Raw genomic sequence first — 19,387 nt, forward strand, 5'->3', positions numbered from 1 at the left:
CGCCGAGCGCCCGTACCGCTGATCGCGGTACGGGCGCTCAAGCGCTCAAGCCGTCGGCCGGCCCTCAGGCCCCCAAACCCTCAAGCCTCGGAGCGGATCAGCCCTCCGACCCGCCGAACCGGGTGCGGTAGCCCTCCAGGTCCTCGTCGGCGATCTTCGCGAAGAGCACCGGCGGAACCGTGAACGGCGTGCCCGCCGGCACCGCGTCCAGGGCCTTGGCCTGCTCGGCCGTGACCCAGCTCGCGGTGTCGTCCGCCAGCGTGAAGGCACCGCGCATGGCGGCGGCCGTCGCCGGGATGAACGGCTCGGAGACCACCGCGTACAGGTGGATGAGGTTCATCGCCGTGCGCAGGGTCAGGGCCGCCCCCTCCTGGTCGGTCTTGATCTCCAGCCAGGGGGCCTTCTCCTCCAGGTACGAGTTGCCCGCCGACCACAGCGCGCGCAGCGCGGCCGCGGCCTTGCGGAACTGGAGCGCGTCCATGTGCTCCTCGTACTCGGCGAGCAGGCGGGCGATCTCCTCGCCCAGGCGCGCCTCGGCCTCGCCGGCGGGGTTGCCGGCCGGGACCTCGTCGCCGAACCGCTTGCGGGAGAAGGACAGCACGCGGTTGACGAAGTTGCCCAGCGTGTCGGCGAGGTCCTTGTTGACCGTGGCGGTGAAGTGCTCCCACGTGAAGGACGAGTCGTCGGACTCGGGGGCGTTGGCGATCAGGAAGTAGCGCCAGTAGTCGGCGGGAAGGGTCTCCAGCGCCTGGTCGGTGAAGACGCCGCGCTTCTGGGAGGTGGAGAACTTGCCGCCGTAGTACGTCAGCCAGTTGAAGCCCTTGACGACGTCGACCTTCTTCCACGGCTCGCGCACGCCCAGCTCGGTGGCCGGGAACATGACGGTGTGGAACGGGACGTTGTCCTTGGCCATGAACTGGGTGTAGCGGACCGCGTCGTCGGCCTCGTACCACCAGGACTTCCAGTCGCGGGTCTCGCCGTCGGCGGCGGCGTCGGCCCACTCCTTCGTCGCGCCGATGTACTCGATGGGCGCGTCGAACCAGACGTAGAAGACCTTGCCCTCGGCGGCGAGCTCCGGCCAGGTGTCGGCCGGGACCGGGACGCCCCAGTCGAGGTCGCGGGTGATCGCGCGGTCGTGCAGGCCCTCGGTCAGCCACTTGCGGGCGATGGAGGAGGACAGCTGCGGCCACTGGTCCTCGTGGCGGGAGACCCACTCCTCGACCTCGTGCTGCAGCTTGGACTGCAGGAGGAAGAGGTGCTTGGTCTCCCGGACCTCGAGGTCGGTCGACCCGCTGATGGCGCTGCGCGGGTCGATCAGGTCGGTCGGGTCGAGCACGCGGGTGCAGTTCTCGCACTGGTCGCCGCGGGCCTTGTCGTAGCCGCAGTGGGGGCAGGTGCCCTCGACGTAGCGGTCCGGCAGGAAGCGGCCGTCGACCGGCGAGTAGACCTGGCGGATCGCCCGCTCCTCGATGAACCCGTTGGCGTGCAGCTGGCGGGCGAAGTGCTGGGTGATCTCGCGGTTCTGCTGCGAGGAGCTGCGGCCGAAGTGGTCGAAGGACAGCTCGAAGCCGTCGTAGATCGCCTTCTGGGCGTCGTGCGCCTGCGCGCAGAACTCGGCCACGGACAGGCCGGCCTCCTTGGCGGCGAGCTCGGCCGGGGTGCCGTGCTCGTCCGTCGCGCAGATGTAGAGGACGTCGTGGCCGGTCTGGCGCAGGTACCGGGCGTACACGTCCGCCGGGAGCATGGACCCGACCATGTTGCCCAGGTGCTTGATCCCGTTGATGTAGGGAAGCGCGCTGGTTACCAGGTGTCGAGCCATCCTTGGATGCTCCATTTCGTACGTTCGGCGCCGATGGCGGTGCCACGGCGGGCCAAGTTCGATGAGGCCGCAGCCGGTCTCCCGCCCGTCGCTCACGGTGACGGGCCGGGGACTGCGGACCGCCGTTCATCGTAGCGAACAGCACCCCCTCCCCCGCGATCCGTTTCCCCCCTCGGACACCGACCCCCTGCACTCTCCACCCGAGCCCCCCGGGCCGAGCCCCCGACGAGCCCCCGCCCGCGGCCCACGCAACCCCCCGCCCGGGCGCATCCCGCCCCACCACGAGCGCCCCGTGGTCAACAGCCTCCCCCGGATCACCGGGTCGGGCCGACCTGCCTGCGCACCGATAACCGACCGCGGCACGACCCGGTCGTCAAAGGGACAGGAACTGCTCATCGGAAGGTCGGAACATGACCATGCGACGCGTCTTACGCTTCGGAACGGCCCCCGCCGCGGCCTGCGGCCTGACGCTGGCGGGCGCCACGCAGGCCGCCGCCGGCGCCATCGGCTCGACGCCTGTACAGAGCTTCGAGTACAGCGTGGGCGGGGCGACGGTGAAGATCCCCACCGGCTGCATGTTCACGCACGCCATCCGGGGCGAGGGCAAGCGGATCACGTACCAGAACGCAGGAGTGGACTGCGCCTTCCTGGGGGCGCTGAGCACCGGCTTCTGCAACTGGCGGATCGACTTCACGTACGCCGACACCGAGAACCGGACGTACCGCACCTCGCGCGGCGCCACGCACAACGAGTGCGAGATCCACCCGATGCGGAACAACGCTCCCCAGACTTTGCCCCGTTACGGAAAGGCCTGCGCGCACCTGCATGTGAACGGGGTGCGGCGGGTCAGTCAGTGCCACAGCATCACCAGGTGAGGGGCGGCATGGACGAGCAGGAACCGTCGGTGGCGGCGGCCGCGCGGGTGCGCCGGGAGGAATCGCGGCCTTCGTCGGCGGTGTAGTAGTCACCCTCGCGTTCTTCGGGTACTGGCCCGGGCTGCCGCACGTCATCGACTGGGGGGCCGTCCTCGTGGCGCTGGGGGTGGGGGCGATGGCCCGCTGGTCCTGGCGCGCCTGGGCGTCTCGGCATACGAGCGGCTAGCCGTACGACCGGCCCGGGTCGGCCCGGGTCGGGGCTGCCCCCGCGCCCCCGCTCGGGCGCGCCGCCGTCTGCGACGGCTGACCCCGGCCGGGAGCAGCGCCGACCCGGGCGGCGTCCAAGGATCCGTCCTGGGCCGGGCCGGTCAGGGGCCGCCTCCGACGGGAAGGCGAGCCCGGACCGGCCCGGTCGGGTCGACGGGCCCGGCCCCGGACAGGGGCGAACCGGGGCGGATCAAGGAACCCGGAGCAAGGGATCCGGCCCAAGGAATCCGGCCCCAAGGGATCCGGAGCAGGGGAGCCGGATCCGGGCCCGGTGGGGTCACGGGGTCGGGGTGCGGGAGTCGTAGCGGGCGAAGGCGGGCCAGCGGAGGGCCAGGAGGGCTACGGCGGCGACGCAGGCGAGGCCGCCGCCGGTGATGGCGAGGGCCGGGGAGGTCAGGTCGGCGACGGTACCGGCGAGGAAGTCGCCGGCCCGCGGGCCGCCCGCGACCACCACGATGAAGACGCCCTGGAGCCGCCCCCGCATGTCGTCCGGCGTCGCTGTCTGCAGCATCGTCGTGCGGAAGATCATCGATACCGTGTCCGAGGCTCCGGCCAGGGCGAGGAAGAGCAACCCGAGCCACAGGTTGCGGGTCAGGCCGAAGACGGCGACCGCCGTCCCCCAGGAGGCCACGGACAGGAGTACCGCCAGCCCGTGCCGGCGGATCCGGCCGAGCCAGCCCGAGAAGAGCCCGCCCAGCAGCGCCCCCACGGCCGGGGCCGCCACCAGCAGGCCGACCGTCTTCGCGTCGCCGCCGAACCACAGCCCCGCCACCGCCGGGAACAGCGCCCGCGGATGGGCGAGCACCATCGCGCACATGTCGGTGAAGAACGTCATGCGGACGTTCGGCGTGGTGGCCAGGAACCTGAACCCGTCCACCACCGGGGCCCGCCCCCGCTTGCCCTCGTCCCGCTCGGGACGCATCGCCGGCAGCCGCCACATCGCGTACAGCGCGGCGCCGAAGGTGACCACGTCGATCAGGTACGCCGCCTGGTAGCCCCACAGCCCGACGAAGAACCCGCCCAGCATGGGGCCGACCATCGCGCCGGAGGTGTTGGTCATGGAGGTCAGGGCGTTGGCGGCGGGCAGGTGCTCGGCCGGCAGCAGCTTGGGGATCATGGCCGAGCGGGCCGGCGAGTTCAGCGCGAAGCAGACGGCCTGGAGGGCCACGACGGCGTACAGGAACCAGACCCGGTGGTAGCCGGCGAAGGCCGCCGCCGCCAGCGCCACCGACAGCAGGCACGCGCCGACCGAGCTGTAGAGACCGAGCTTGCGGCGGTCGACGGTGTCCGCGATGGCACCGCCGTACAGGCCGAAGAGGACGAGGGGTACGAGCGAGAACACCCCCACGAGGCCCACCGAGAAGCTGGAGCCGGTGATGTCGTAGACCTGGAGGGAGATCGCGAGGGCGGTCATGGCCTGACCGAGCCAGGAGATGGTGCTGCCGAACCACAGCCGCCGGTAGTCGGCGGAGATCCGCAGCGGGGTCAGGTCCGCGAAGATCCGCCGTTTGGCAGGGGGATCACCGGGGGCCACGCCCTCCCGGTCCGGTTGCTCGTGCTGCGCTTGCGAGGCTGTTCGGGTCACACGGGATGCTAAATCGTTTCTCGTTGTACCGACCACGGATTTCGTCTGGCGGACACGGCCGGATACCACCGCCCGCCCCCGGATCCCCGCGGCGCGCGGGACCGGCGGGCGCACGCGGCGGCACGCCGCGGCACGGGGCCGCGCACGGTGGCACGGGGCGGCACGCGGCGCCCCGCGGCCGCACCTGCCCAGGCACTGCCGGACACCCGTGCCCCGGGCGCCCCACGGGGGCGCCGGGCAGGGGCGAGTACCCGCCACGCCCGGCCCGTTCACCCGCGATTGACCGAAAGGACGTTCGCCACGCCCCCGCGGGTCGGCCCACCATGAAGGCGACTCGTATGTCCGGGGAGGCGTAGTGATCGAACCTGGCAAGAGCACTTCGGGCACATCGCGCACGTGGTCCCCCGCGCCGGACGACGGCGACCGGGGCACCGTTCCGGGACCCCTGCTCACCCTCGGAGTCGAGGAGGAGTTCCTGCTGGTCGACGCTCGTACGTGGCGGGTCGTCCCGGCCGCCCCGCAGGTGCTGTCGGCCGTCGCCACCCGGCCGCAGGTGCACGCGGAGGGCACCCGCTACCAGGTGGAGATCGCGACTCCGGTGGCCGACACGGCCGACCGGCTGCGCGACGAGCTGGCCGCGCTGCGCCGCATGCTGGCCAAGGAGGCGCGGGCCCAGGGCTGCCGGCTGCTGGCCAGCCCCTCACCCGTCCTGCCGGTCCGGACGCCACCGCACCTGAACGACGACGAACCGCGCCAGCGCGAGCAGTTCCGGCGGTTCGGCGCCCTGACCGACAACCTCGTGGGCTGCGGGCGGCACGTGCACGTCGGCACCCTCGACACGGACACCGCGGTGGCCGTGGCCAACCGGGTGCGGCCCTGGCTGCCGACCCTCATCGCCATCGGGGCCAACTCGCCCTTCTGGAACGGCCGGGACACCGGGCACGCCAGCTGGCGCGCGATGGCGTGGGGCACCTGGCCGTCCGCCGGGCTGCCGCCGCACTTCGCGTCGACCGCGCACTACCGGAACGCGGTCGAGCTGCTGCTCACCTCCGGCGCCGCGCTCGACACGAAGATGGTCTATTGGGACATGCGGCCCTCGGGGACGTGGCCGACGCTCGAGATCCGGGCGCCCGACATGTCCCCGGAGCTGGACGTGGCGGTGCTCCAGGCGGCGCTCGGACGCGCCCTGGTCGCCGCCTCGCTGCACGCCCTGGCGGCCGGCGAACCGGCCCCGCAGGTCTCCGACGACGTGCTGCGCCTGGCCCGCTGGCGCGCCGCGCACGACGGCCTGGAGGGCTACGCGATCGACCCGTTCACCGGTACGGAGCTCCCGGCGGCCACCCTCGCCGAGACCCTGCTGGACCTGCTGGCCCCCGAACTCGCGGCGGCCGGCGACCTGGAGCACACGTCGGCCACCCTGACAGCCCTGTTCCGCGACGGCTCGGGCGCGCATCGCCAACGCGCGATCTTCGCCCGCCGCGAGAACCTCTCGGACGTCCTCCACCACCTGGCGGACGCCACCGAGTCCGTCTGACGCCCCGACCCGGCCCGGCCCCAGAGCTGCCCCGCCGAAGCCGCAGGTGCACCACCCCCGCGCCTGCGGCCGCGGCAGCGCCGGTCAGCGCCGTGCCAGGTACGCGCGCAGCCCGGCGTCGTCCGTTCCCTCCAGCTCGGCGAGCCGGCCCAGCCCGGCGAGGAAGCCGACGAACTCCGTCAGGTACCGGCGGTCGTCCAGGACGCAGAGCGCTTCGGCGAACCGCCGTGACCGCCATCACACCACGCCTTCGGGCACGGTGCCCCGGAAACAAAAAGGTGCCCGGCCCGTCAACTCCGGGCGGGGCACCGAGTGGGCTGGTCGCATCGTTTCTGCGTGCCAGCCCTGCGGTGGGGCGGGTGGGACTCGAACCCACGGCCGACGGATTATGAGTCCGCTGCTCTAACCGGCTGAGCTACCGCCCCCAACGGCGCGTCGCGCACATTTGTGCGCGCCGTCTGCCGCAGCATAGCCGCTCATACGATCTCCTGCTCCGGATGCCTCGCGTGATCGGCTTCGCTCGTTCATGGAGACCGCGCCGCACGCTGCCCGGTTCCCGATGACGCCCGCGAACACGCGAAAGAGGACCCACCTGGGGTCCTCTCTCGTCTGGCTCCCCCGGCTGGACTCGAACCAGCAACCCTCCGGTTAACAGCCGAATGCTCTGCCAATTGAGCTACAGGGGATCGCGCTCCCCCGACTGGACTCGAACCAGTAACCTGCCGGTTAACAGCCGGCTGCTCTGCCAATTGAGCTACAGGGGATTGCTGCGTTGCACCGAACAGTCTCACCACCGGCCTTGCCAGGGGGCGACCGCCCGTTGCGAGACATACATTAGCGCAAGCAGGGGGGTGCTCCGCCAATCGGTATCGCCCCGGGTGCTCCCGGCCCCCCAGGCGGCCGGCAAGGCACCGACGCAGCAGGCAGACAGCGACGCGGCACCGCGACGCAGAGCGATGCAGAAGGGTGGCAGGGATGCGCTACAGGATCACGTTCTTCGCCGGACTGGCCATCGGTTACGTCCTGGGCACGGCCGCCGGGCGGGAGCGCTACGAGCAGCTGAAGAAGTCCGCCAACCGGGTCGCCCAGAACCCGGCGGTGCGCAACGCCGCCGAGTCGGCCGCGCAGCACGGGCGGCAGTACGCGGGCAAGGCGTTCGTGGCGGTGGGCGACCACCTGCCCGAGCGCCTGCACCGGGTCATGGGCAACGGGAAGGGCTCCGCCTCCGCGGAGGACGACTGGGGCACCAGCAACACCTGAGGGACGCCCGTACGCCACGCGCCGTTCGCCCGGCGCCCGCCCGTCCCGTGACCTGGCCGCATGTGCGGCAGAATCGTTCCCATGGGGATAGTCGCCGGGCTGGACAGCTCTTCCGCCTTCACTCGCATCGTCGTCTGCGACACCGACACCGGTGCCGTACTGCGCCAGGGGTACGCGGCCCATCCGCAGCCCGCGGGCGAGGCGAAGCCGACCGAGACCGACCCGCAGTCCTGGCTGCTCTCGCTGGGCGAGGCGGCCGGGGGCGGGCTGCTGGAGGGCGTCCAGGCGATCGGCGTCTCCGCCCAGCAGCACGGCCTGCTCCCGCTCGACGCGCAGGGCGCCCTGGTGCGCCCCGCGCTGCTGGGCAGCAAGCGCGCCCAGGTGGCCGCGGCCGAGCTGATCGACGAGCTCGGCGGCCGGCAGGCCTGGGCCGAGGCGGTGGGCTGCGTACCGCAGTCCGCCCAGCCGGTCGCGAAGCTGCGCTGGCTGGCGAAGAACGAGCCCGAGGCCGCCCGCCGCACCGCCGCGCTCATGCAGCCGCACGACTGGCTGGTCTGGCAGCTGCTGGGCCGCCCCGCCCGCCGCACCACCGACCGCGGCGCGGCCTCCGGCACCGGCTACTGGTCGGCGGCAACCGGATCCTGGCGCCCGGACCTCGTCGAGCTGGCGCTGGGCCACGGCGCCGCGCTGCCCGAGGTGCTGGGCCCGGCCGACGCCGCGGGCACCACGCCCGAGGGGCTGCTGATCTCCGCCGGCACGGGCGAGACCCAGGCGGCCGCGCTCGGCCTCGGGCTGGGCCCGGGCGACGCCGTGGTCTCCCTGGGCGCCTCCGGGTCGGTGATGGCGGTCCACCACGAGGCCCTGTCCGAGCCGAACGGCCTGATCACCTCCCTCGCCGACGCCGCCGGCATGCACCTTCCGGTCGTGTACACGTCGAACGCGGTACGGACCCTGCGCGGCACCGCCGAGCTCCTCGGCACCGACCTCGAAGGCCTGAACGACCTGGCCCTGAAGTCCACCCCCGGCGCCCACGGCCTGGTGCTGCTGCCCTACCTGGAGGGCGAGCGGACCCCCGCGCTGCCGAACGCCGCCGGCACCCTCACCGGCCTGCGCCGCGACTCGATGAAGCCCGAGCACCTGGCGCGGGCGGCGTTCGAGGGCATGCTGTGCGGGCTCGCGGACGCGCTGGACGTGCTGCGCGGCCGCGGTGCCGAGATCCGGCGGATCTTCCTGCTGGGTGCGGCCGCCGAGCTGCCCGCCGTGCAGGCGGCGGCCCCGGCGCTGTTCGGCACGCAGGTCGTCGTCCCGCAGCCGGCCGACTACGCGGCGCTGGGCGCGGCCCGGCAGGCCGCCTGGGCCCTGGGGGTCCAGCAGGGCACGCTCGCCCCGCACACCCCGCCGGCCTGGCAGGGCGCCGTGGCGCAGGTCTTCGAGCCGGGCGACGATCTCGCGGCCGGCCGGGCGGTGCGCCAGCAGTACGTCGCCACGCGGGAGCAGGTCCACCCCGGCGCCTTCTGAGGCGCCCGGGAAGGGCGCCTGCGGACGCCGGCGGACGCCGGCGGGTGGCGGTGGAGGTCGGTTGCGGCGGGTCCTAGGACCATCGGCGACCGACCTCCGGCTTTTGAAGCGCTTTTACGAAAACCGGTGGGGATCACCCCATGCGGTGACGCAAGATGATGGGTCGACCCCCCCGATCTTGCGACCCGGAGCCTGCGCGTGCTCATAAGACTTCTACGGACCCACCTCGGCCCGTACCGGAAACCCATCGCCCTGCTGGTGCTGCTCACGCTCCTGCAGACCAGCGCGACCCTGTACCTGCCGACCCTCAACGCCGACATCATCGACAACGGTGTCGTCAACGGGGACACCGGCTACATCCTGACCTTCGGCGCCCTCATGCTGGGGATCAGCCTCGTCCAGCTGGTGTGCAACATCGGCGCGGTGTACTTCGGCGCGCGCACCGCGGCATCCCTGGGCCGGGACGTCCGGGCCGCCGTCTTCGCGCGCGTGCAGAGCTTCTCCGCGCGCGAACTCGGCCAGTTCGGGGCGCCCTCGCTGATCACCCGGACGACGAACGACGTCCAGCAGGTCCAGATGCTGGCGCTGATGGCCTTCACCCTGATGGTGTCCGCGCCGATCATGTGCGTGGGCGGCATCATCATGGCGCTCTCCCTGGACCTGCAGCTCTCGCTGGTCCTCGTCGCGGTGGTCCCGGTGCTGGGCCTGGCCGTGGGGGCGATCGTCTGGAAGACGCGGCCGCTGTTCCGGTCGATGCAGACCCGCCTCGACACCGTGAACCGGGTGCTGCGCGAGCAGATCTCCGGCAACCGCGTGATCCGCGCCTTCACCCGCGACGCGTACGAGCAGAAGCGTTTCGGCCGGTCCAACACGGAGCTGACCGAGGTCTCGCTGTCCGCCGGGCGCCTGATGGCGCTGATGTTCCCGACCGTGCTCGTGGTCATCAACGTCTCGAGCGTGGCGGTCATCTGGTTCGGCGCGATCCGCATCGACAGCGGTGGCATGGAGATCGGTGCGCTGACCGCGTTCCTCGCCTACCTGATGCAGATCGTGATGTCCGTGATGATGGCCACCTTCATGTTCATGATGGTGCCGCGCGCCGAGGTCTGCGCCGAGCGGATCCAGGAGGTGCTCGGCACCGAGTCCTCGCTCACGCCGCCGGCCGCGCCGGTGCGCGAGCTGGCCGGCCGCGGCTCGCTGGAGCTGCGCGGCACCGACTTCCGCTACCCCGGCGCCGAGGCGCCCGTACTCCACGGCGTGGACCTGGTGGCCCGCCCGGGCGAGACCACCGCCGTCATCGGCTCCACGGGCAGCGGCAAGTCGACCCTGCTCGGGCTCGTGCCCCGGCTGTTCGACGTGACCGGCGGCGAGGTGCTGGTCAACGGGGCGGACGTGCGCCGCATCGACGAGGCGCTGCTGGCCCGCACGGTCGGCCTGGTGCCGCAGAAGCCGTACCTGTTCTCCGGGACCGTGGCGACGAACCTGAGGTACGGGCGCCCCGACGCGACCGACGAGGACCTGTGGCGGGCTCTGGAGGTGGCCCAGGCGAAGGAGTTCGTCTCCGCGCTGGAGGGCGGCCTGAACGCGCCGATCACCCAGGGCGGCACGAACGTCTCCGGCGGCCAGCGCCAGCGCCTGGCGATCGCCCGCACGCTCGTCCAGCGCCCCGAGATCTACCTGTTCGACGACTCGTTCTCGGCCCTGGACTACGCGACCGACGCGGCGCTGCGCTCGGCGCTGTCCCGGGAGACCGAGGACGCGACGGTCGTCATCGTCGCCCAGCGCGTGTCGACCATCCGCGACGCCGACCGGATCGTGGTCCTGGACGAGGGCCGGGTCGTGGGCGTCGGCCGCCACCACGAGCTGATGGCGGACAACGAGACCTACCGGGAGATCGTCCTCTCCCAGCTGACGGAGGCGGAAGCCGCATGAGCGGGCCCGGCGGACGGATGATGATGGGACCGACCCAGCGGTCCATGGACTTCAAGGGGTCCGGGAAGCGGCTGCTGGGGCAGCTGGCCGCGGACCGGCCCCGGCTGTGGGGCATGGTCGCCGCGGTCGTGGGCAGCGTCGCGGCCAGCGTCCTCGGCCCGAAGATCCTCGGGCAGGCCACCGACCTGGTCTTCGCGGGCATCGTGGGCCGCAGGATGCCGGCCGGGCTCACCAAGGAGCAGGCCCTGGAGGGCCTGCGCGCACGGGGCCAGGGCGGCACGGCCGACATGCTGGCGGGCACCGACTTCACCCCGGGGCAGGGCATCGACTTCGCCGCGGTGGGCCGGGTCGCACTGCTGGCGCTGGCGGTGTTCGCGGCGGCGGCCCTGCTGATGCTGGTCGCCACGCGGCTGTCGAACCGCGTGATGAACGGCATGGTCTTCCGGCTGCGCGAGGAGCTGCAGGCGAAGCTGTCGCGGCTGCCGCTGTCGTACTTCGACCAGCAGAAGCGCGGCGAGGTGCTGAGCCGGGCGACGAACGACATCGACAACATCGGGCAGACGCTCCAGCAGACCATGGGGCAGCTGCTGAACTCCCTGCTGACGATCGTCGGCGTGCTGGTGATGATGTTCTGGATCTCGCCGCTGCTGGCGCTGGTCGCGCTGGTGACCGTGCCGCTGTCGGTGGTGGTCGCGACGAAGATCGGCAAGCGGTCGCAGCCGCAGTTCGTGGCGCAGTGGAAGTCCACGGGCGCGCTGAACGCGCACGTGGAGGAGATGTACTCGGGCCACACGCTGGTGAAGGTCTTCGGTCGCCAGAAGGAGTCCGCGGACCTCTTCGCCGAGCAGAACGAGGCGCTGTACAGGGCCACGTTCAGGGCGCAGTTCGTCAGCGGCCTGATGCAGCCGGTGATGCTCTTCATCTCGAACATCAACTACGTGCTGGTGGCGGTGGTCGGCGGCCTGCGCGTGGCCTCCGGCACCCTGTCGATCGGCGACGTGCAGGCCTTCATCCAGTACTCGCGCCAGTTCTCGATGCCGCTGACGCAGGTGGCGTCGATGGCGAACCTGGTGCAGTCCGGCGTGGCCTCCGCGGAGCGGGTGTACGAGCTGCTGGACGCGCCCGAGCAGGAGGCGGAGCCGGCGGTGCCGGAGCGGCCCGAGGAGCTGCGCGGGCAGGTCACGTTCGAGAAGGTGGCGTTCCGGTACGACGCGGACAAGCCGCTGATCGAGGACCTGTCGCTGGCCGTCGAGCCGGGCAACACGGTCGCGATCGTGGGTCCGACCGGCGCCGGCAAGACCACGCTGGTCAACCTGCTCATGCGGTTCTACGAGGTGACCGGCGGGCGGATCGCGCTCGACGGGGTGGACATCGCGAAGATGACGCGCGAGGAGCTGCGTTCGGGCATCGGCATGGTGCTCCAGGACACCTGGCTGTTCGGCGGCACGATCGCGGAGAACATCGCGTACGGCGCCGCGCGCGAGGTGACCCGGGCCGAGATCGAGGCGGCGGCGCGGGCCGCGCACGCCGACCGGTTCATCCGGACCCTGCCGGACGGCTACGACACGGTGCTGGACGACGAGGGCCAGGGCGTGAGCGCGGGCGAGAAGCAGCTCGTCACGATCGCCCGGGCGTTCCTGTCGGACCCGGTGATCCTGGTGCTGGACGAGGCGACGAGCTCCGTCGACACCCGTACCGAAGTGCTCATCCAGAAAGCCATGGCGCGGCTGGCGGCCGGCCGGACCTCGTTCGTGATCGCGCACCGGCTGTCCACGATCCGCGACGCGGACGTGATCCTGGTGATGGAGAGCGGCGCGATCGTGGAGCAGGGCACGCACGAGGAGCTGCTGGCGGCGGACGGCGCGTACGCGCGCCTGTACGCGGCCCAGTTCGCGCAGGCGGTCGCCGAGGTCGACTGAGCCGGGCGGCAGGCAGGAGGGCCGCGGCGCGGACTCCCCGGGAGGGAGGCCGGTGCCGCGGCCCTTCGCGTTCCGTCGGTCGTGTCCCGGTGGCCGTGGCCGCCTTCGGGCGGTCGCCTTCGCGGTGGCCGTGTTCGGGTGGTCGCCTTCGCGGTGGCCGTGTTCGGGTGGTCGCCTTCGCGGTGGCCCTGTTCGGGTGGTCGTGTCCCGTCAGTCGAGGTAGCCGCGCAGCTGGTCGGCGAAGGCGTGGTCGCGGAGCTTGTTGAGGGTCTTGGACTCGATCTGGCGGATCCGCTCGCGCGTCACGCCGAAGATGCGGCCGATCTCCTCCAGGGTGCGCGGCCGCCCGTCCATCAACCCGTACCGCAGTTGGACGACCTTGCGCTCGCGCTCGCCGAGGGTGGACAGCACCGCCTCCAGGTGCTCGCGCAGCAGGAAGAAGGCGGCGGACTCCACGGGCGAGGCGGCGTCCCCGTCCTCGATGAGGTCGCCGAGGGCGACGTCGTCCTCCTCGCCGACGGGCGCGTGCAGGGACACCGGTTCCTGGGCGAGCCGGAGCACCTCGCTGACCCGCTCGGGAGGCAGTTCCAGGTGGCCGGCGACCTCCTCGGCGGTGGGCTCGTAGCCGCGCTCCTGGAGCATCCGGCGCTGCACGCGGATGACGCGGTTGATCAGCTCCACGACGTGGACGGGGACGCGTATGGTGCGGGCCTGGTCGGCGAGGGCGCGGGACATGGCCTGCCGGATCCACCAGGTGGCGTAGGTGGAGAACTTGAAGCCGCGGGCGTAGTCGAACTTCTCCACGGCCCGGATCAGGCCCAGGTTGCCCTCCTGGACCAGGTCGAGCATGGTCAGGCCGCGGCCCACGTACCGTTTGGCGACGGAGACCACCAGCCGCAGGTTGGCCTCGATGAGGCGGCGCTTGGCCATCCGGCCCATGACGACCAGCCGGTCGAGGTCGTGGGCGAGCTGGCTGTCGAGGTCGGGGGTGCTGCCGAGCTTCTCCTCGGCGAACAGGCCCGCCTCGACGCGGCGCGCGAGCTCCACCTCCTCCTCGGCGGTGAGCAGGGGTATCCGGCCTATTTCGCGCAGGTACTGGCGGAACAGGTCCGAGCCGGGCCCGCTGCCGTCACCGCCGCCACTGGCGCGCTGCACGGGGAGGGCGGCCTCGCCGTAGGGTGCGTCGGGTCCGTCGAGAGCCCCGCTTCCGGCCGGCCCGTCGGGCCCGCCCGGCTCCTCGGCACCGCCGGGTCCGTCCGGCTCGCCCGCCTCGTCGTACACCGCTGCGCCGGGCTCGTCGCCCGGCGTCCCGGGACCCGCTTCGTGGTGCTCCTCGGCCCGGCTCTGCGGGGACACGGCTTCACTCAGGGTCTGGGTCTGCACGGGGGCGACCTCCACGGCTCCGAATCCTCAGGCACCGCGACTCAGTGTGGGGTACGACACATCACCGCCACGAGGGGCGTGCGAGCACTTTTTGAGTCCGGTGCGTGACCGGATGGTTACCCCCCGCCGGAGTGGGCGAAGCAGATCGCACGCATGTCCGGCCGCGGAGGGGCCCTTCAGAGCGCCGCGGCGCCGTTGTTGCGCAGGGACTGGCGGTACTGCTGGAGGACCCACAGCTCCTGCTCCACCGCCGCGATCCGGTCCGGCGGGGCGTGGCCGCCCATGCGGGCCATCGAGCCCTGGACCTCGTGGATGCGGCGGTCGACCGCGCGCAGCCGGACCTGGACGAGCTGGATGCCCGCGTAGGTCTCGTCCACGGTCTTGGCGCGGATGGCCTCCACGGCCAGCTCGGTGACCAGGGCGCGGACGGTGTCGTCGGGCGCGGCGTCGCGGACCTTCGCGAGGTAGTCGTCCCCGCCCTGGGCGGCGCCGCCCGCGTCGGAGATGGCCTGGCGGACGGTCGCGTAGGGCGGGGCCGTGAACTCGTCGACCCCGTACGCGTCGAAGGTCGGCGAGACCAGCTCCGGCCGCTGGAGGGCGAGTTTGAGCAGTTCGCGCTCGGTCAGGTGGACCGGGTTGCGCAGGTTCAGCGCGGGTCCCGGGGTGCGTACGGCCGGCGCGGGCACGTTCTCGTACGCGGCCTGCGCGTTCCGCGGGGCGGACTGCGGCTTCGTGCCGCGCTCGCGCGCCCAGCGGGCCAGCTGGGCGACCCGCTTGACCACGAACTGGGTGTCGAGGATGCCGAGCATGCCGGCGAGCTGGACCGCGGACTCGTGCTGGATGGCGATGTTCTTGATGTTCGCGACGACCGGGGCGGCCTCGTCCAGGGCCGCGGCCCGGCCGGCCGGAGTCTCCAGGTTGTGCCGCTGCACGATGTGCCGGAGGGCGAACTCGAAGAGCGGGGTACGGGACTCCACGAGGGCGCTGACGGCCGTGTCGCCCTCGGCGAGGCGCAGCTCGCACGGGTCCATGCCGCCCGGGGTGATGGCGATGGAGGTCTCGGCGGCGAACTTCTGGTCGTCCTCGAAGGCCCGCAGGGCGGCCTTCTGGCCGGCCGCGTCGCCGTCGAAGGTGAAGACCACCTCGGCGCTCGCGTTGTCCATCAGGAGGCGGCGGAGGATCTTGATGTGCTCGCCGCCGAAGGCGGTGCCGCAGGTGGCGATCGCGGTGGTCACCCCGGCCAGGTGGCAGGCCATGACGTCGGTGTAGCCCTCGACGACCACGGCCCGGGAGGTCTTGGCGATCTCCTTCTTGGCCAGGTCGATGCCGTACAGCACCTGGGACTTCTTGTAGATCGCCGTTTCGGGGGTGTTGAGGTACTTCGGGCCGTTGTCGTCCTCGCGCAGCTTGCGCGCGCCGAAGCCGACGACCTCGCCGCTGATGTCGCGGATGGGCCACATCAGGCGGCCGCGGAAGCGGTCGATGGGCTTGCCGCTGCGGCTGTCCTGGGCCAGTCCGGAGAGCAGCACCTCCTTGTCGGAGAAGCCGCGGCCGCGCAGGAAGCGGGTGAGGTGGTCCCAGCCGGCCGGGCTGTAGCCGACGCCGAAGTGGGCCGCCGCGGCCTGGTCGAAGCCGCGCTCGGCGAGGAAGCGGCGGGCGATCTCCGCCTCGGGGCTCTCCAGCTGCTCGACGTAGTACTGGGCGGCGGCCTTGTGCGCCTCGACCAGCCGGATGCGCTCGCCGCGCCCGCTCTGGCCGGGGGTGTAGCCGCCCTCCTCGTAGCGCAGGGTGATGCCGGCGAGGCCGGCGAGCCGCTCGACCGCCTCCGCGAAGGAGAGGTGGTCGATCTTCATGACGAAGTCGAGGGTGTCGCCACCCGCCTGGCAGCCGAAGCAGTGGTAGAGGCCCTTGCTCGGGCTGACCTGGAAGGAGGGGGACTTCTCGTCGTGGAAGGGGCACAGGCCCTTGAGGTTGCCGCCGCCGGCGTTGCGCAGCTGGAGGTACTCGGACACCACGGCGTCGATCGGGACCGCGTCCCGGACCGCCTTCACGTCGTCGTCGTTGATCCTGCCTGCCACGCGTGAAGTCTACGGCCGGGGTCGGACGATCCCCGCAGCGGTGGCACCCGTCCGGATCCTTCCCGGCGCGGGCGGGGACGGATCCGGACGGGACGGCCTACGCGACGCGGTGACGCCGGGGGCGCCGGGGGCGCCGGGGGCGCCGGGGGCGCCGGGGGCGCCGGGGGCGCCGGGGGCGCCGGTGACGCCGGGGGCGACGAACCGCCGGTGCAGGGGTGGAAGGCGCTCTCCGGCCGGCCGGACAGCCGGGCCTTCCGCGGGCCTCTGCCGTCCTCCCGAGCGCTCGCCTAGCCCTCGGTCGGCGGGACCAGCGAGGTCAGCGGTACGGACGGGTCGGCCAGGGCGGTGCGGTCGGGCCGGGCGCCGGTCCTGATCAGGGTCTGGATCGGCTCGACGACGTCCCACACGTTCATGTTCAGGCCCGCGATCACCCGGCCCCCGGCGAGCCAGAAGGCGACGAACTCGCGCTTGGCCGCGTCGCCGCGGATCAGCACCTCGTCGTAGGAGCCGGGCGGGGCGTACCCGGAGTACTCCATGCCCATGTCGTACTGGTCGGAGAAGAAGTACGGCACCCGGTCGTACGAGACGTCCTGCCCGAGCATCGCGCGGGCGGCGGCCGGGCCGCCGTTGAGGGCGTTGGCCCAGTGCTCCACGCGCAGCGGGTGCCCGAGCAGCGGGTGGTGGGCGGCCGCCACGTCGCCGGCCGCGTGGATGTCGGGGTCGGAGGTGCGCAGGCCCGCGTCGACCGCGATGCCGCCGCCGTGGCCGCGCTCGGCGAGGGCGAGGCCGGCCGCCTCGGCGAGGGCGGTGCGCGGGACGGCGCCGATGGCGGCCAGGACGGCGTGCGCCGGGTGCTCGTCGCCGTCGGCGGTCCGGGCGGCCAGCACCATGCCGTCCTGGCCGACGATCTCCGCGAGCTGCGCGCCGAACCGGAACCGCACGCCGTGCTCGGCGTGCAGGTCGGCGAAGACCTGGCCCAGCTCGGGGCCGAGGACGGCGTACAGCGGGGTGGGCTGGGGCTCGATGACGGTGACCTCGGCGCCGTACCCGCGGGCGGCCGCGGCCACCTCCAGGCCGATCCAGCCCGCACCGGCGATCACCAGGTGGCCGTTCTCGCGGCCGAGGCCCGTCAGCACCCGGCGCAGCCGCTCGGCGTGCGCGAGGCGGCGCAGGTGGTGGACGCCGGCCAGGTCGGTGCCGGGGATGTCGAGGCGGCGCGGTTCGGCGCCGGTGGCCAGCAGCAGCTTGTCGTAGTGGACGACCGTGCCGTCGCCGAGCCGGACGGCCTTGCCGGCCCGGTCGATGTGGACGGCCGGCTGGCCGAGGTGCAGCTCGACGTCGGCCTGCGCGTACCAGGCGGGCTCGTGGACGAAGACGCTGTCGCGCTCCTCCTTGCCGGTGAGGAAGCCCTTGGACAGCGGTGGCCGTTCGTAGGGATGGTCGCGCTCGTCGCAGATGAGGATCACGCGCCCGGTGAAGCCCTCGGACCTGAGAGTCTCGGCCGCCTTGGCCCCGGCCAGCCCTCCGCCGACGATGACGAACGTCCGGTGTGCGTCGACCACCTGATGCCTCCTCATTACCTCTGCGCCATGTGCGGCCTCCTGCGAGCCTCCCGCACCGAGCCGGGCTCGGGAAGAGGGAGTGGCCCGATCAGCCCACCCGGCAGGATGCGCCGACCGCCCGCACGCCGGGGGCTTTTCGGCCACTTTCGTCCGGCGGGTGGGCGGGTCCGGGCGTTCCCCTCCGCTCCTGCCCGGTCGGCACGGTTTCAGACGGCCCGGCCGCCCGCCCCGCGGCGCATCGTGAGCCGGGCGTGCAGCGACAGGGCGGAGGCGTCGGTGAGCGACGCGATCTGGTCGATCACCGCGCGCTTGCGGGCCCGGTCGTCGGGGGCCGCGTCGAACAGGGCGCGGAACTGCGGGTCGAGGCCCTCGGGTGCCCGGGCCAGCAGCGCCCCGGCGAGCTCGGCCAGCAGGACGCGCTGCTCGGCGCGCAGCCGCTCCTGCGCGGCGCGCCGCATCACGTAGAGGTCGGCCACGGCCTTGAGGACGGCGCATTCGTTGCGGGTGGCGCGCGGGACCACGAGCTCGGCCGCGTACCGGGTCAGCCGGTCGGGCCCGTACGCCTCGCGGGTGGCCGTCTCTGCGGCCAGGCAGAACCGGCCGATGAGCTGGCTGGTGGCGTCCTTCAGGCGGGCCTGGGCCACGGCGGAGCCGTCGTACCCGTGCGGCCACCAGTCCTCCTCCATCAGGCGGTCGAGGGCCTCGCGCAGCTCCTCGGGGTCGGTGCCGGCGGGCACGTACCGGCCGACGGCGACGGCGAAGATGTCCCGGCGCTCGGGCTCGGCGAACAGGAGGTTGGGGTCGAGGTGGCCGGCGTGCAGGCCGTCCTCGAAGTCGTGGACGGAGTACGCCACGTCGTCGGACCAGTCCATGACCTGGGCCTCGAAGCACTTGCGCTCGGCGGGGGCGCCCCGGCGCAGCCACGCGAAGACGGGCAGGTCGTCGTCGTAGACGCCGAACTTGACCGAGTGGGGGTCGGTGGGGTGCCGGCCGCGCGGCCAGGGGTACTTGGTGGCGGCGTCCAGGGCGGCCCGGGTGAGGTTGAGGCCGACGCTGACGGGGGCGCCGCCGGCCGGGTCGGCCACGAAGCGCTTGGGTTCGAGGCGGGCGAGCAGGCGCAGGGACTGGGCGTTGCCCTCGAACCCGCCGCAGTCGGCGGCGAAGTCGTTGAGCACCTCCTCGCCGTTGTGGCCGAACGGCGGGTGGCCCATGTCGTGGGCGAGGCAGGCGGTCTCGACCAGGTCGGGATCGCAGCCGAGGGCGGCGCCGAGCTCGCGGCCGACCTGGGCGCACTCGAGGGAGTGGGTCAGGCGGGTGCGGGGGCTGGCGTCCCAGTCCTGGGAGCTGCTCCCGGGGGTGACGACCTGGGTCTTCCCGGCGAGTCGGCGCAGCGCGGCCGAGTGCAGCACGCGCGCCCGGTCGCGTTGGAAGGCGGTGCGGCCGGGGCGCTTGTCGGGCTCGGCCGCCCAGCGTTCGGTGGCGGAGGGGTCGTACGTGTCGTGCGCGGTGCCTTCCATGCCTCGACGTTAACCGGACAGACCGACAATCCGGGATCAGGCGGACCGACAATCCGAGTTCTGTCCGGGACGGGTGGGCCGCGGCGGGCGGGGCGGGACCGGCACGGGGGCGACCGGCGGAAGGGCGGGTCGGGCGAA

The 19,387-nt window shown here is 72.8% G+C and carries 12 protein-coding genes and 3 tRNA genes; 6 read left to right on the forward strand and 9 right to left on the reverse strand.

Features of this window, described 5'->3' with window-relative positions; all coding sequences use genetic code 11:
- Positions 1-97: 97 nt before the first annotated feature.
- Positions 98-1,819 (reverse strand): methionine--tRNA ligase, encoded by a 1,722-nt coding sequence (metG, locus tag IF43_RS0113250; protein WP_030198890.1) that lies wholly within the window; start codon positions 1,817-1,819, stop codon positions 98-100.
- 416 nt (positions 1,820-2,235) lie between these two features.
- Between metG and IF43_RS0113255 the strand changes: the two genes are divergently transcribed.
- Complete coding sequence (locus IF43_RS0113255) at positions 2,236-2,694, forward strand: hypothetical protein (protein ID WP_078910131.1); 459 nt, start codon at positions 2,236-2,238, stop codon at positions 2,692-2,694.
- A 544-nt stretch (positions 2,695-3,238) separates the two neighbouring features.
- Here the strand turns inward: IF43_RS0113255 and IF43_RS0113260 are convergent.
- Positions 3,239-4,495 carry an MFS transporter gene (locus tag IF43_RS0113260; RefSeq protein WP_030198894.1) on the reverse strand — a complete coding sequence of 419 codons (1,257 nt, stop codon included), beginning with the start codon at positions 4,493-4,495 and terminating at the stop codon, positions 3,239-3,241.
- Positions 4,496-4,901: 406 nt separating this feature from the next.
- On the opposite strand from IF43_RS0113260, the gene IF43_RS0113265 reads away from it, so the two are divergent.
- Positions 4,902-6,080 carry a glutamate--cysteine ligase gene (locus IF43_RS0113265; RefSeq protein ID WP_051795258.1) on the forward strand — a complete coding sequence of 393 codons (1,179 nt, stop codon included), beginning with the start codon at positions 4,902-4,904 and terminating at the stop codon, positions 6,078-6,080.
- 351 nt (positions 6,081-6,431) lie between these two features.
- Here the strand turns inward: IF43_RS0113265 and IF43_RS0113270 are convergent.
- The 3 genes from IF43_RS0113270 to IF43_RS0113280 all read right to left on the reverse strand — a co-directional run bounded on the left by IF43_RS0113270 (position 6,432) and on the right by IF43_RS0113280 (position 6,844).
- Positions 6,432-6,505, reverse strand: a tRNA-Ile gene (locus tag IF43_RS0113270).
- A gap of 185 nt (positions 6,506-6,690) precedes the next feature.
- Positions 6,691-6,766 (reverse strand) — tRNA-Asn (locus IF43_RS0113275).
- Between the two features lie 5 nt (positions 6,767-6,771).
- A tRNA-Asn gene (locus tag IF43_RS0113280) sits at positions 6,772-6,844 on the reverse strand.
- A gap of 211 nt (positions 6,845-7,055) precedes the next feature.
- Between IF43_RS0113280 and IF43_RS0113285 the strand changes: the two genes are divergently transcribed.
- From IF43_RS0113285 to IF43_RS0113300, 4 genes are all read left to right on the forward strand, one after another.
- A complete protein-coding gene (locus tag IF43_RS0113285; RefSeq protein WP_030198905.1) occupies positions 7,056-7,340 on the forward strand; it encodes a hypothetical protein in 285 nt (94 codons plus the stop codon).
- Between the two features lie 81 nt (positions 7,341-7,421).
- Positions 7,422-8,858: an FGGY family carbohydrate kinase gene (locus IF43_RS0113290; RefSeq protein ID WP_030198908.1), complete on the forward strand. Its 1,437-nt coding sequence runs from the start codon at positions 7,422-7,424 to the stop codon at positions 8,856-8,858.
- 198 nt (positions 8,859-9,056) lie between these two features.
- On the forward strand, positions 9,057-10,790 hold the full coding sequence (locus tag IF43_RS0113295; protein WP_030198911.1) for an ABC transporter ATP-binding protein: 1,734 nt from the start codon (positions 9,057-9,059) through the stop codon (positions 10,788-10,790).
- Entirely contained in the window at positions 10,787-12,709 is a 1,923-nt protein-coding gene (locus IF43_RS0113300; protein WP_030198913.1) for an ABC transporter ATP-binding protein, read from the forward strand. Before IF43_RS0113295 ends, IF43_RS0113300 begins: the two co-directional genes overlap by 4 nt.
- Before the next feature lie 210 nt (positions 12,710-12,919).
- On the opposite strand, the gene IF43_RS0113305 is transcribed toward IF43_RS0113300, so the two are convergent.
- The 4 genes from IF43_RS0113305 to IF43_RS0113325 form a co-directional block, all read right to left on the reverse strand.
- On the reverse strand, positions 12,920-14,107 hold the full coding sequence (locus IF43_RS0113305) for an RNA polymerase sigma factor (protein WP_234332136.1): 1,188 nt from the start codon (positions 14,105-14,107) through the stop codon (positions 12,920-12,922).
- Between the two features lie 161 nt (positions 14,108-14,268).
- Complete coding sequence (gene dnaG, locus IF43_RS0113310; RefSeq protein ID WP_030198921.1) at positions 14,269-16,170, reverse strand: DNA primase; 1,902 nt, start codon at positions 16,168-16,170, stop codon at positions 14,269-14,271.
- 287 nt (positions 16,171-16,457) lie between these two features.
- A complete protein-coding gene (locus IF43_RS0113320; RefSeq protein WP_030198924.1) occupies positions 16,458-17,732 on the reverse strand; it encodes an NAD(P)/FAD-dependent oxidoreductase in 1,275 nt (424 codons plus the stop codon).
- A gap of 206 nt (positions 17,733-17,938) precedes the next feature.
- The gene (locus IF43_RS0113325; RefSeq protein ID WP_030198927.1) at positions 17,939-19,249 is read right to left on the reverse strand and encodes a deoxyguanosinetriphosphate triphosphohydrolase; all 1,311 of its coding nucleotides are present in this window, start codon (positions 19,247-19,249) and stop codon (positions 17,939-17,941) included.
- Between the last annotated feature and the right edge of the window lie 138 nt (positions 19,250-19,387).

This window comes from Streptomyces sp. NRRL S-87 (genome assembly GCF_000719335.1).
In the GTDB taxonomy this organism is placed as follows: Bacteria; Actinomycetota; Actinomycetes; order Streptomycetales; family Streptomycetaceae; genus Streptomyces.

Excerpts from the sequence above, each read along its gene's own strand:
- metG (WP_030198890.1), bottom strand. The coding sequence starts at position 1,819 with ATGGCTCGACACCTGGTAACCAGCGCGCTTCCCTACATCAACGGGATC.
- IF43_RS0113255 (WP_078910131.1), top strand. The coding sequence starts at position 2,236 with ATGCGACGCGTCTTACGCTTCGGAACGGCCCCCGCCGCGGCCTGCGGC.
- IF43_RS0113285 (WP_030198905.1), top strand. The coding sequence starts at position 7,056 with ATGCGCTACAGGATCACGTTCTTCGCCGGACTGGCCATCGGTTACGTC.
- IF43_RS0113290 (WP_030198908.1), top strand. The coding sequence starts at position 7,422 with ATGGGGATAGTCGCCGGGCTGGACAGCTCTTCCGCCTTCACTCGCATC.
- IF43_RS0113300 (WP_030198913.1), top strand. The coding sequence starts at position 10,787 with ATGAGCGGGCCCGGCGGACGGATGATGATGGGACCGACCCAGCGGTCC.
- IF43_RS0113325 (WP_030198927.1), bottom strand. The coding sequence starts at position 19,249 with ATGGAAGGCACCGCGCACGACACGTACGACCCCTCCGCCACCGAACGC.